Genomic DNA, 13,075 nt, shown 5'->3' on the forward strand with positions numbered 1-13,075 from the left:
CGAAACGCTGGCTCAACGCCCGCGTCGCCCCGGCCCGGGGTCTGCTCAGCCTGGCCAGCGGTGCCGGCGTCCTGTCGGGACTGCTGGTGATCGCCCAGGCAGGACTGCTGGCCTTCATCCTGGATCGCGCCATCACCCATGGCGACGGCCTGTCGGCACTGACGGGGGCCTTTGCCTGGCTGGCCCTGGTCATGGGGCTGCGGGCGGCCCTGAACTGGTCCCGGGAAACCCTGGGGCAGGCGGCGGCCCTGAGCATCCAGAGTCGGCTGCGGGATGAACTCTTTGCCCACATGGCCGCCCTGGGTCCGGTACGCCTGGCACATCGCCACAGCGGCAGCCTTTCCTCGGCCATCGTCGAGCAGGTGGAGGGCATGAACGGCTATTACGCCCGCTACCTGCCGCAGATGGCGGTGAGCCTGCTGGTGCCCCTGGGGATCTTCATCGCCGCCCTCACCCAGGACTGGCTCGCCGCCCTGATCCTGCTGTTCGCCGCCCCGCTGATTCCCTTCTTCATGGCCCTGCTGGGCATGGGCGCCGAACAGGTCAGCCAGCGCCAACAGGAAACCCTGGCCCGCCTGGGGGGGCATTTCCTCGACCGGCTCCAGGGTCTGACCACCCTGCGCCTGTTCAATGCCCAGGAACGGACGGTGGACGAAGTGGCCGAGGCTGCCGATGGCTATCGGGTCACCACCATGAAAGTTCTGCGGGTGGCCTTTCTCTCCTCCGCCGTACTCGAATTCTTCAGTGCCGTCGCCATCGCCCTGGTGGCCATGTACGTGGGTTTTGCCCTGATCGGCTATCTGCACTGGGGGCCGGCCAGCCAGCTCACCCTGTTCTCGGGGCTGTTCATCCTGCTGATGGCACCGGATTTCTTCCAGCCCCTGCGGCAGCTGGCCCTGCACTACCATGACCGGGCGGCGGCCCTGGGGGCGGCCCAGACCCTCCTGCCCCTGTTGCGGCAGCCCGCCCCGACCACACCGACCACACCCACGCCACCACCTGGCCCCGGCGGGATGTCGATCCGGTTCAGGGACGTGCATGTAGGTTTTGATGGGGGTCGACGCACCGCCCTTGACGGGATCAACCTGGACATCCGCCCCGGTGAACGGGTGGCCCTGGCCGGACCCAGCGGCGCCGGCAAGTCCACCCTGCTGCACCTGCTGGCCGGTTTCATCGAGCCCGATCAGGGACAGGTGAGCGTGAACGGCGCCGCCCCCGATCCCCTGCGCCAGGCAGCCTGGGTGGGACAGCGCCCCCATCTCTTTGCCGGCACCCTGGCCGACAACATCCGTCTGAGCCGCCCCGACGCGGACCAGGCCACGGTGATCCGGGCCGCCACCGACGCCGGGGTGATGACCTTTGCCGAGGGGTTGCCCAAGGGACTGGAGACCGTGCTGGGAGAACGGGGACGGGGGCTTTCTGGCGGGCAGGCCCAGCGGGTCGCCCTGGCCAGGGCCGCCCTCAAACAGGCTCCCCTGTGGCTGCTGGACGAGCCCACCGCCGGCCTGGACCCGGAGGCCGAAGCCCTGGTGCTCGAAGCCCTGGAACGCTCCGCCACCGCCGGCGCCACCGTGCTCATCGCCAGCCACCACCCTCGGGTACTGGCCTGGGCGGATCGGGTCATCACCCTCCAGGACGGTCGCGTGGTCCATGATGCCGGCGATATCGGCGAACCCCCATGAAAGATCTGATCCCCTTCCTTCGCCTTGCCCTGCCTCGCCTGCCCTGGTTCCTGGGGGGGCTGCTGCTGGCGGTCCTCACGGTGGTGGCCGCCACCGGCCTGCTGGCCCTGTCCGGCTGGTTCATCACCGCCTCCGCCCTGGCGGGCGCGGGACTGATCATTGCCCTGGACATTTACCGACCCGCCGGCGGCATCCGCGCCCTGGCGGTGGGACGTACCGTGGCCCGCTATGCCGAGCGCATCGTCAACCACGAGGCGGTGCTGCGCCATCTGGCGGACCTGCGCAGCTGGCTGTTCCGTGCCCTGTCGCCCCTGGACCCAGGCACCCTGGCCCGCTTTCGCGCCGCCGACCTGCTCCAGCGGCTGGTGGGGGATATCGATACCCTGGATGGCCTGTTCCTGCGGGTCATCACCCCCACCCTGACCGCCATCCTTACCCTGCTTGGAGGCGCCCTGTTCTTCGGCCTGCTGGCCCCCCTCACGGTGCTGTGGGTGGTGGCGGTGCTGGCCCTGGCCGGCCTGATCCTGCCCGCCGTCGCCGTGGCCCTGGGCGGGCGCAGTGGCGAGGCCCGCATCCAGGCCGCCGCCCAGGTGCGGGAACGGACGGTGGAAGGCGTGCAGGGATTGGCGGAACTGCGGGTATTCGGCGCCCTGCCCCGGCAACAGGCCGCCCTGGCCGCCGCCGAACGGGACCGGGCCGAGGCCGAGATCCGGCTGGTGCGCTGGGGCGCCCTGGGGGATACGGCTGCCATGCTGGCGGGTCTGGGGGCGGTCTGGCTGGCCCTGTGGCTGGGGGTGGGCTGGCTGTCGCAGGACATGGTGACAGCCCCCATCGTGGTGCTGCTGGTCCTGGCCACCCTGGGCCTGTCCGAGGCCGTGGCCATGCTGCCGGGGGCCTATCAGCGTCTGGGGCAGATCCGGGCCGCCGCCACCCGACTGCTGGAGGTGGCCCATACCCGTCCCGCCCTGCCGGAACCGGCCCACCCCCAACGGCCCGACGGTGAAGGCAGCCTCACCCTGGAAGGCATCCGGTTGCGCCATGGCAACGATGCCCCCTGGGTGCTCAATGGGATCGATCTGAATATCCAGCCCGGTGAGTGCGTACTGATTACCGGCCCCAGCGGTGCGGGCAAGACCAGTCTCACCGCCGTGGCCCTGCGCCTTTTGGCGCCCCAGGCGGGGGAAGCCCGGGTGGGTGGCATTCCGGTTCAGGCCATGACCTATACCGATCTGTATGACACCGTCGGGGTGCTCAGCCAGGAGACGGTGCTGTTTGCCGACACCATCGCCGCCAACCTGCGCCTGGCCCGGCCGGAGGCCGACGACGCGGCCCTGGAGGAAGCCCTGTTTCTGGCCGGTCTGGAGGATTTCATCGCCACCCTGCCCCAGGGTCTGAACACCCCCGTGGGGGAAGGCGGCGCCCTGGTCTCCGGCGGTCAGGCCCGGCGTCTGGCCCTGGCCCGGCTGATCCTCAAGGATGCCCCGGTGGTGATCCTGGACGAGCCTTTCCGGGGGCTGGATCCGGCCACCATCGAGCGGCTCAGGCAGCGTCTGACGCCCTGGCTGTCCCGACGGGCCACTCTGGTGATTGCCCATGAGCCGGCCATGGCTCCCCCCTGCACCATCCACTACAGGCTGCGGGAAGGTCGCTTGCAGGAAATGGCACCGTAGGTTTGGACTCCCGCTTTCGCGGGCGTGATGGCGAGGAAGATGCCGAAAACGACAAAAGACAGGAGACCATAATAATGGGAGGTTGGGGTTGTCCACATGAACACCAAGGGCTCTGCCACAAGGTGGAAAACCGCCCCTGTGAACCGGGCATGAAGGGCTGCGTGCTGGCTGGCCGCTTCGTCTTCAGCGATGCCCACAAGAACACCCAGCGGGTACTGCGGGATAAACTCGGGCACAGACAACCCAGACCCTCAGGAAATCAGCAAAAACCTGACCCGGATTGATAATCCCCCCGGATTGGCATCCCGTGGGGGATCGGGTGTAGGGTGAACCATCACCCTACATGAGGAGTCACCGATGCCGAACGATATACCCCCCCCACCCCCCGTGAGTTTCCAGCAGAGCGTGGCCCGGATGGTGGATCGCGCCCTGGACTACGTCAAACTGGAACCCGGCGCCGATCGGGCCATCAAGACCTGCAATGCCATTTTGCAGGTCACCTTCCCCCTCAAGATTCGCGGTGAGGTACGGACCTTCACCGGCTGGCGGGCGGTACACAGCACCCACCGTCTGCCCGCCAAGGGCGGCCTGCGCTTTTCCCCCAGCATCGACCAGGACAGTACCGAAGCTTTGGCGGCCCTGATGACCTACAAATGCGCCATTGTCGACATTCCCTTCGGCGGCTCCAAGGGCGGCCTGTGCATCGATCCGGAACAGTATTCCCGCGACGAGATGGAACTCATCACCCGACGCTTTGCCCGGGAACTGGCCCGCCGGGGATTTCTCAGCCCGGCCACCAACGTCCCCGCCCCGGACGTGGGCACGGGCCAGCGGGAAATGGCCTGGATCCTGGACACCTACAAGAACCTGTACCCGGAAGACATCAACTACGTGGGCTGCGTTACCGGCAAACCAGTGGAACTGGGCGGCATGCCGGGCCGGCTGGATGCCACCGGTCGGGGCATCCACTATGCCCTGCGGGAGTTCTTCCGCCACCCGGACGCCGTGGCCGAAGCCGGACTCAGCGGCGATCTCAAGGACAAGCGCATCATCATCCAGGGCCTGGGCAATGTGGGCTACCATGCCGCCAAGCTGCTCCAGGAAGAGGACGGCGCCCGTATCATCGCCATCATCGAACGGGACGGCGCCCTGGTCCACGAAGCGGGCCTGAATGTGGAGGAAGTCCACCAGTACATGCAGCGGACCGGCGGCGTACAGGGGTTCCCCGGAGTGGAATGGGTGGAGCCAGGTACCATGGCACTGGAGCGGGACTGCGATATCCTGATTCCCGCCGCCCTGGAAGGGGTCATCCACACCGGCAACGCCGAGCGCATCCGTGCCCCCCTGATCATCGAGGCCGCCAATGGCCCGATCACCTTCGAGGCAGACGAGATCCTGCGCGCAAGGGGTACGGTGATCCTGCCGGATATCTACGCCAATGCCGGCGGCGTGGTGGTCTCCTACTTTGAATGGATCCGCAATCTTTCCCACATGCGTTTTGGCCGCCTGGAACGCCGTCTGGACGAGATGCGAGGGCAGCACATCGTCTCCGCCCTGGAACTGATGAGCGGCGAGCAGTCCCCCGACTGGCTGCGGGCATCCCTGCTACGGGGGGCCGATGAGCTGGACCTGGTACGCTCCGGACTGGATGACGCCATGCGGGTGGCTTTCCAGGAGATCGAGCGCATGCGCCAGACCCATGACCGGGCCATGGATTACCGGACAGCAGCCTATGCGGTGGCCATCAGCCGCATCAGCGGGGCCAGCCTGGACCTGGGGGCCTACTGAACAAGCCATACCACTCAAAGCCAAGGTCAGGGTTTGCCGTAACGATCCTCCAGCCAGGCAAAGGCAGCCCGTACCCCCAATGCCTCACCGCCCTTGGGACGGCCCGGACGGTTGCGGTTGTTCCAGGCCATGATGTCGAAATGTCCCCAGACCTGCCCGTCGGGCACGAAGGCTTGCAGGAACAGGGCGGCGGTGATGGCACCGGCGTAAGGTCCGCTGCCGCTGTTGCTCAGGTCCGCGATCCGGCTGTCCAGCTGGGCACGGTAGGGGGCATGGAGCGGCAGACGCCAACAGGGATCCTCCTGGATGTCTCCATGCCGAGTGATCCCCTCAGCCAGGGTTTCGTCATTGGTGAAGAAGGCACCGATCTCGGTGCCCACCGCCACCCGGGCTGCCCCCGTCAGGGTGGCAAAATTCAGCAGCACCTGGGGGGATTCCTCGGCGGCGGCGGCCAGCATGTCGCAGAGCACCAGCCGACCTTCCGCGTCCGTATTATCGATCTCGATGGTCAGACCCTTGCGGGAATGCAGCACATCGCCGGGGCGAAAGGCGTCGCCAGAGATGGCATTCTCCACCGCACCCACCATCACCCGCAGGTACACGGGCAACCCGGCCCCCATGATGAGGTCGGCCAGCCCCAGCACATGGGCAGCACCACCCATGTCCTTCTTCATCAGGCGCATGCCGCTGGCGGGCTTGATGTCCAGGCCGCCGCTGTCGAAGCAGACCCCCTTGCCCACCAGGGTGACCTGGGGATGGGACGGATTGCCCCAGCGCAGTTCGATCAGGCGCGGCGGGTGGGTGCTGGCTCGGCCCACGGCATGGATGCAGGGGTAGTTCTGCACCAGCAGGTCTTCGCCGACGATCTCACCAAAGACGGCCCCATACTGATGGGCCAGTTCCCGGGCCGCCTCGGCCAGGTGCTGGGGCATCATGTCCTGGGCGGGGGTATTGATCAGGTCCCGGACCCGTCCGATGGCAGTCACCATCCGCGTCACCCTGTCGGCATCATCAGCCGGTAGATGGGCCAGGCTCAATCGGGGCCGTGGCCGCTGGGAGGTTTTGTAACGCTCAAAGCGATAAGCCCCCAGACCCCAGCCGATGGCCGCCTGGGTCAGCCGTTCCACCGGCCAGTCGCACACCAGGTGATAAGTCCCCTCTCCCAGACGGCTGGAGAGATTGCCGATGGCCCAGGTGGAGGATTGGCTGTCCACGCCCACCAGCACCTGACGCACCTTGCCGTCCTCATCCGGCAGAGGCAGAACATCGCCGGTACGCCCCCGGAAGCGGGAGGCTTGCACCCAGTTGCCGATACGGGCCGGCTGATCCGCCAGCCACGACTCAAGGGTATCCCCTTCCACCGGAATCAGCGCAATGAGATCAGCATCGGAACGGGTATCGAAACAAGCGGGCATGGCAGTGTCCTAGAGAAGGCGTGGGCGGCCATTTTAAGCGGTTTCACGGTGGGCAGAAGCCCAGCCTGGAAGGTTATGTTAGAATTTTCGGTTTTAGTCGCCCTTCTTTCGCGAGAATGCCACAGACAGACCATGCCCAAAGCCCTCTGCATCCGCCAGCTCACCAAGACCTACAAGAACGGCCTTGAGGCCCTCAAAGGCATCGACCTGGACGTGGAGCCGGGAGACTTCTTTGCCCTGCTTGGCCCCAACGGGGCCGGCAAGTCCACCACCATCAGCATCATCGCCTCCCTGGTGAACAAGAGCAGCGGTAGCGTGTCCATCTTCGGTCATGACCTTGACCGGGAGCTGTATGCCGCCAAGCGCTGCCTGGGACTGGTGCCCCAGGAATTCAACTTCAACACCTTCGAGCCGGTACAGGAAATCCTGGTCAACCAGGCCGGTTACTACGGCATTCCCCGCAAGGCGGCCTGGAAACGGGCGGAAAAATATCTGGTAGAGCTGGGTCTGTGGGACAAGCGCAAGGACATGGCCCGTACCCTGTCAGGGGGCATGAAGCGACGCCTGATGATTGCCCGCGCCCTGGTCCATGAGCCTCGACTGTTGATCCTGGACGAACCCACCGCCGGGGTGGACATCGAGATCCGCCGCTCCATGTGGCAGTTCCTCAAGGATATCAACCAGCAGGGGTGCACCATCATTCTCACCACCCACTATCTGGAAGAGGCCGAAAACCTCTGCCGCAACATTGCCATCATCGATCATGGTCAGATCATCGAGAACACCTCCATAAAAGGGTTGCTGACCCAACTCAACATGGAAACCTTTGTTCTGGACCTGAGCCGCCCCCTGGCACGGTTGCCCGATCTGGCCGGCCATCGCCTGCGACGGGTAGACGATCTCACCCTGGAGGCAGACATAGACCGGGAAGTGAGCCTGAATCAGCTCTTCGTGGATCTGAACCGGGAAGGCATCCAGGTATGCAGCATGCGTAACAAGACCAACCGGCTGGAACAACTCTTCATGCACATGGTGGACAGAGGGCGCGCAAAATGACCAACGCCCACAGCAACTGGATTGCCTTTAAAACCATCATCATCAAGGAAGTCCTGCGCTTCTCCCGCATCTGGATCCAGACCATCCTGCCCCCGGTGATCACCATGGGGCTGTATTTCGTCATCTTCGGTGGCCTGATCGGCGCCCGGATCGGCGAAATGGACGGCATCCGCTATATGGACTTTATCGTTCCCGGGTTGATCATGATGGCGGTGATCACCAACGCCTATGCCAACGTGGTGTCCTCGTTCTATAGCTCCAAGTTCCAGCGCCATCTGGAAGAAATGCTGGTCTCCCCCGTCCCCAATTACCTGATCATCCTGGGCTTCATGGGCGGTGGCATCTGCCGGGGTCTGGCAGTGGGGATGGCAGTCACCCTGGTGTCCCTGTTTTTTAGCCCCTTGAGCATCCATAGTCCGGTCGTGGCCCTGTCGGTGGTGGTCCTCACTGCAGCCCTGTTCTCCCTGGCGGGCCTGATCAACGGCATCTTCGCCCGCAGCTTTGATGACATTTCCATCGTCCCCACCTTTGTGCTCACCCCGCTCACCTACCTGGGCGGGGTGTTTTATTCCATCACCCTGCTACCGGCATTCTGGCAGGGCGTCTCCATGTTCAATCCCATTCTTTACATGGTGAATGCCTTCCGCTACGGCTTTTTGGGGGTGACGGATTTCAGCCTGTGGCTGTCCTACGGCATCATCATCGGCTTCATCCTGGCGCTCTACGGCGTCGCCCTCTACCTGCTCAACCAGGGCATCGGGATCAGGCAGTGAAGACCTGATAGCGGTTCTTGCCCCGCGCCTTGGCCTGGTACAGGGCCTGATCCGCATGGCGCATCAGCGTGTCATAATGCTCACCATGCATGGGATAGATACTGATGCCGATGCTGCAAGTGACGGTGCATTCGACACCCTGCAAGGTGAAGGGCCGACTCAACGCAGACAGCAGTTTTTCCGCAACCGCGCCGGGAAGCGCGGCATCGGGAACATTCTCCAGCAGAATCACGAACTCGTCACCACCAAGCCGGGCCACCGTGTCCACCGCACGCACCGAGCCTTCCAGTCGCCTGGCCACCTCGCGCAGCAGCAGGTCTCCGACCTCGTGGCCGAAACGGTCATTGATGGGCTTGAACTCATCCAGATCCAGAAACAGCAGGGCGCAATGGATGCCCTGGCGTCGTGACTGATCCAGGGCATGGAGGACGCGGTCCTGCAGCAGAACCCGATTGGCCAGACCGGTCAGCGAATCATGCAGCGCCATATACCGGATACGATCCTGGGCGTTTTTCCGCTGGGTAATGTTCACCGAGATCCAGATCACCGCCGGACACCCCATGACATGATCCCCCAAAGGCATGACCCTGGCCTCGAACCACAGACGCTCCCGTGGCCCCGACCCTGGGTCCAGACCATCGACCTCGGTCGCGTCCAGATCGTATTCCATGAACTGCAGATGACCGCTGTCCAGGGCCACCCGGATCATGCGCAGGAAGGCATCCGCCTTGTCGGAGGGCAACACCTCGTGCAGGCGCCTGCCCAGCAGGGCCTGATGGCCGTGGTGGTAATAACGCGCATCCCGGCCACCGAAGATATCCAGATAACGCCCCTCCTGATCCAGCACGAAACAGATATCGGGCATGGCGGCGATGATGGCCTCCAGGCGCTCGCTCAAGGCACGGTAACGCAGTTCGGAGTCCCTGACCTGCCGGGCCTGATGGGACAGCTTCCATGCCATGCCGGCGCACAGCAGGCAGAGCAATGCCCCCGTCAAATACCAGAGTGGCGGCCTTCGCGCGACCGCCCGCCACCCCGGTTCGGGCAAAGCCGCCAGCTGCCAGCGACCACCGCGCATCATCACATCCTGAATCACGGCACCATGATCGAGATTGAACAGGTCGGGATCACCGAATATGACATCCCCCCCTGCTCCCAGGCCGTCACGGCCACGAATGGCAATGGCGAGTCGCTGCTGAAACTCCCTCATCCCCACCAGCCAGTAGATCGCATCCATATCGACCACGACACTGGCCAGCCCCCAGTAGCGTTCCCGCTTTTCACCCTCGGGGTGTCGTTGCGCATACACCGGTACCCGAATGATCAGTGCCTCCCCACCTTGCACCAATTGCCACGGCCCCGCCAGAACCGGCTCACCGGTCACCATCACCCGCAATACCGATTCCCCTTGCTCGGGATGATTAAGCAGGTCCGCACCCAGCGCGGAACGATTCTCTTCCAGTGGGTGGATGAAGCGAATGACATTGTCCGGCACCAGAGCAATGCTGTGGATCACCCCGGGCCGCTCGCCCATGATGTGCCCGGCCACGTGAGCAAATTCATCCTGCTCCAGCGCGGGATTCAGGGAAGCATGGGTGGCCAGGGCCTGGGAGAGAAAAATCGTGGCGTTGAGTTCACCTTCCAGGCGGGCACGCAGGGCGGAAAGCTGTCCGGTCACTTCCGCCCGGGATCGGTCCATGAGCCGCTGCTCCCAGGTCATGTCCGCCGCCATGAACAGCGCCAGGGACAGCACGGCAGCCATGGTGCCGTGCAGTAGCGGCGACTTCCACCCAGGGTCTTCCATCAAGGAATGTCCCGAAACAGCGCAGTTTTGCAGGCCATGGTGTCCGCATCCCTCGGTGACGGGCCGAAAGTAAACATGCCTAGGATGGCAAACCGGCGCCCTTCCCGCAAGCAGTCATTGGATCGGCGCGTGATCATCGGCCCCGGCCGGGTGACTGGCCGGGGCACTGGAAACCAAAGAGATGATTCCACATAATAGTGGGTTACGTTTCACTCACAGGTTGAATCCATGGCCCAGTACATCTACACCATGAATGGTGTGGGCAAGGTTGTCCCGCCCAAGAAGGAAATCCTCAAGGACATCTATCTGAACTTCTTCCCCGGCGCCAAGATCGGCGTGCTGGGGTACAACGGGGCCGGCAAATCCACCCTGCTTCGCATCATGGCCGGGGTGGACAAGGACATCGTCGGCGAGGCCCGCCCCCAGCCGGGCATCAAGATCGGCTACCTGCCCCAGGAACCCCAACTGGACCCGGCCAAGGACGTGCGCGGTAACGTGGAGGAGGGTGTCGGCGAGATCAAGGGCCTGGTGGACCGGTTCAACGCCATTGCAGAAGCCTTCGCCGACCCGAACGCCGACTTTGACACCCTGCTGGCGGAACAGGCGGAACTGCAGGACAAGATCGACGCCGCCGGCGCCTGGGATCTGGATCGCAAGCTGGAAGTGGCCGCCGACGCCCTGCGCCTGCCCCCCTGGGACGCCGATGTCAACAAACTCTCCGGCGGCGAGCGCCGCCGCGTGGCCCTGTGCCGTCTGCTGCTCTCCGCCCCGGACATGCTCATCCTGGACGAACCCACCAACCACCTGGATGCCGAATCCGTGGCCTGGCTGGAGCGCTTCCTGCAGGAATTCCCCGGCACCGTGGTGGCCGTCACCCATGACCGCTACTTCCTGGACAACGTGGCGGGCTGGATCCTGGAACTGGACCGGGGCCACGGTATCCCCTGGGAAGGCAACTACTCCTCCTGGCTGGAACAGAAGGAAAAACGCCTGGCCATCGAGGAAAAGCAGGAAAGCGCCCGGCGCAAGAACATGGAAGCGGAACTGGAATGGGTGCGCAGCAACCCCAAGGGCCGTACTTCCAAGAGCAAGGCCCGCCTCAAGCGCTTCGAGGAACTCTCCTCCCAGGAATTCCAGAAACGCAGCGAGACCCAGGAAATCTATATCCCGCCGGGTCCCCGCCTGGGTGACGTGGTGGTGGAACTGGACGGGGTCGGCAAGGCCTATGGCGACCGGCTCCTGTACGAGAACCTGAGCTTCAGCCTGCCACGGGGGGGGATTGTCGGCGTCATCGGACCCAATGGCGTGGGCAAGTCCACCCTGTTCCGCATGATCGTGGGCCAGGAACAGCCCGACAGCGGCACCATCCGCATCGGCGAGACGGTCCAGGTGGCCTATGTGGATCAGAGCCGTGACGCCCTGGCGGATGAAAAGACCGTCTGGGAAGAGATCTCCAACGGCCAGGACATCATCCAGGTGGGGCAGTACCAGATGCCCTCGCGGGCCTACGTGGGCCGCTTCAACTTCAAGGGCGGGGATCAGCAAAAACAGATGAAGCAGCTCTCCGGGGGGGAACGCAACCGGGTGCATCTGGCCAAGCTGCTCAAGAGCGGCGGCAACCTGCTGCTGCTGGACGAACCCACCAACGACCTGGACGTGGAAACCCTGCGGGCCCTGGAAGAAGGTCTGCTGGCCTTCCCCGGCAGCGCGGTGGTGATCTCCCACGATCGCTGGTTCCTGGACCGCATCGCCACCCATATCCTGGCTTTTGAAGAAGATGGCAACGTGCTGTTCTTCGAGGGGAACTACCAGGAGTACGAGGAAGACCGCAAGAAGCGCCTGGGTGCCCAGGCAGACCAGCCCCACCGGGTGAAGTACCGGCGCCTGGAAGGCTGACCCAGGACAGGACCGGGACCGTGGAGAGCCCTCCACGGTCCTCCCCGGCTCACCCGCCCTTTCGCGCCACGAACCGGGCGGTGGCCTGGTCCATGGTGGCGCAGTGGCGTCGATACCAGGGTATGAAATCCTCTTCAAGCCGTTGCTTCAGGTCTTCTGGCTCCATAACCCCGGCATCCAGATCATCCACATAGGCCACCAACGCCTCTAAACGGGTATCATGCTCCTGCTTATGGATCTGAAACGGCGGGAATTCCACGGCCTTCATCAGCGCCTCCTCACGGCGGAAATGGGCACGGCTATGCTCGATGAAATCGAGCAGATCCTCCCGCAGTCGTCCACTCCCCACCCCGGATGAGGGCATCTCCCCAAGACATTGGACCACCCGCGCCAGCAAGGCCATGGCCTCGTCATGGTCCTCATCCATGAAATCTGCAGACTCGGTGTGCTCGGTCATCATACTCGACACCTCTCACTGACCCTGTTCACCACGAACCATAGCACAGCCGGGCAACAGGAATGACAACGGGAAACCCCATGTCAACGACACAGACCCTTTTCGACATTTCCACCGTGATCCAGCTTTCAGTGGCTCCGGTGTTCCTGCTGGTGGGCATCGCGGGCTTCATCAACGCCTTTGTCTCCCGACTGTCCCGGGTGGTGGACCGGCGGCGTTATCTGCAGGAACGCATCCGCCACGAAGACCACGAATTCCACAAGACCGCCATCCGGGAACTGGAACTGCTGGAAGCCAGGGTGCGCATGGTCCACCTGGGCATCACACTGGGCATCACCACCGCCCTGCTGATCTGCCTGACCATCGTTTCCGCCTTCATCGAATACTTTCTCGGCATCGATAACCCCCTGCTCATCGGCGCCCTGTTCGTGCTGGCCATGTTCTCCCTCATCGGTGCCCTGCTGGCCTTTTTAAGGGAGGTATTCTTGGCCATCCGCAGCCTTAACCTCAGCCGGATCGACAAGTAGGATAGCC

Annotated in this window: 10 protein-coding genes; 7 read left to right on the forward strand and 3 right to left on the reverse strand. The window is 64.1% G+C overall.

The features are described from left to right. Positions 1-41 precede the first annotated feature (41 nt). The 3 genes from cydD to BMX62_RS02665 all read left to right on the forward strand — a co-directional run bounded on the left by cydD (position 42) and on the right by BMX62_RS02665 (position 5,140). A complete protein-coding gene (gene cydD, locus BMX62_RS02650; protein WP_274377149.1) occupies positions 42-1,682 on the forward strand; it encodes a thiol reductant ABC exporter subunit CydD in 1,641 nt (546 codons plus the stop codon). Next, complete coding sequence (cydC, locus tag BMX62_RS02655) at positions 1,679-3,352, forward strand: thiol reductant ABC exporter subunit CydC (protein WP_090203719.1); 1,674 nt, start codon at positions 1,679-1,681, stop codon at positions 3,350-3,352. The genes cydD and cydC overlap by 4 nt, the downstream gene beginning before the upstream one ends. Before the next feature lie 357 nt (positions 3,353-3,709). Beyond that, a complete protein-coding gene (locus BMX62_RS02665) occupies positions 3,710-5,140 on the forward strand; it encodes a Glu/Leu/Phe/Val family dehydrogenase (RefSeq protein WP_090203725.1) in 1,431 nt (476 codons plus the stop codon). Positions 5,141-5,166: 26 nt separating this feature from the next. Here the strand turns inward: BMX62_RS02665 and BMX62_RS02670 are convergent, their stop codons facing one another. Further along, complete coding sequence (locus tag BMX62_RS02670) at positions 5,167-6,555, reverse strand: leucyl aminopeptidase family protein (protein WP_090203727.1); 1,389 nt, start codon at positions 6,553-6,555, stop codon at positions 5,167-5,169. Between the two features lie 132 nt (positions 6,556-6,687). On the opposite strand from BMX62_RS02670, the gene BMX62_RS02675 reads away from it, so the two are divergent. Together BMX62_RS02675 and BMX62_RS02680 are read left to right on the forward strand one after the other, a co-directional pair. After that, on the forward strand, positions 6,688-7,611 hold the full coding sequence (locus tag BMX62_RS02675) for an ABC transporter ATP-binding protein (RefSeq protein ID WP_090203730.1): 924 nt from the start codon (positions 6,688-6,690) through the stop codon (positions 7,609-7,611). Then, positions 7,608-8,384 carry an ABC transporter permease gene (locus BMX62_RS02680; RefSeq protein ID WP_090203734.1) on the forward strand — a complete coding sequence of 259 codons (777 nt, stop codon included), beginning with the start codon at positions 7,608-7,610 and terminating at the stop codon, positions 8,382-8,384. The genes BMX62_RS02675 and BMX62_RS02680 overlap by 4 nt, the downstream gene beginning before the upstream one ends. Here the strand turns inward: BMX62_RS02680 and BMX62_RS02685 are convergent. Next, complete coding sequence (locus BMX62_RS02685) at positions 8,374-10,188, reverse strand: sensor domain-containing diguanylate cyclase (protein WP_238375820.1); 1,815 nt, start codon at positions 10,186-10,188, stop codon at positions 8,374-8,376. The genes BMX62_RS02680 and BMX62_RS02685 overlap by 11 nt on opposite strands. 228 nt (positions 10,189-10,416) lie before the next feature. Here BMX62_RS02685 and ettA point away from each other — a divergent pair, with 228 nt between their 5' ends. Then, positions 10,417-12,084 (forward strand): energy-dependent translational throttle protein EttA, encoded by a 1,668-nt coding sequence (gene ettA, locus BMX62_RS02690; RefSeq protein ID WP_090203738.1) that lies wholly within the window; start codon positions 10,417-10,419, stop codon positions 12,082-12,084. A gap of 49 nt (positions 12,085-12,133) precedes the next feature. Here the strand turns inward: ettA and BMX62_RS02695 are convergent, their stop codons facing one another. Continuing rightward, the gene (locus BMX62_RS02695; protein ID WP_238375821.1) at positions 12,134-12,544 is read right to left on the reverse strand and encodes a bacteriohemerythrin; all 411 of its coding nucleotides are present in this window, start codon (positions 12,542-12,544) and stop codon (positions 12,134-12,136) included. Positions 12,545-12,621: 77 nt separating this feature from the next. On the opposite strand from BMX62_RS02695, the gene BMX62_RS02700 reads away from it, so the two are divergent. Further along, positions 12,622-13,068, forward strand: coding sequence for a DUF2721 domain-containing protein (locus tag BMX62_RS02700; protein WP_090203741.1), 447 nt, complete (start codon positions 12,622-12,624; stop codon positions 13,066-13,068). Positions 13,069-13,075 lie beyond the last annotated feature (7 nt).

The sequence above is a fragment of the Ectothiorhodospira magna genome (assembly GCF_900110965.1).
Classification (GTDB): Bacteria; Pseudomonadota; Gammaproteobacteria; order Ectothiorhodospirales; family Ectothiorhodospiraceae; genus Ectothiorhodospira; species Ectothiorhodospira magna.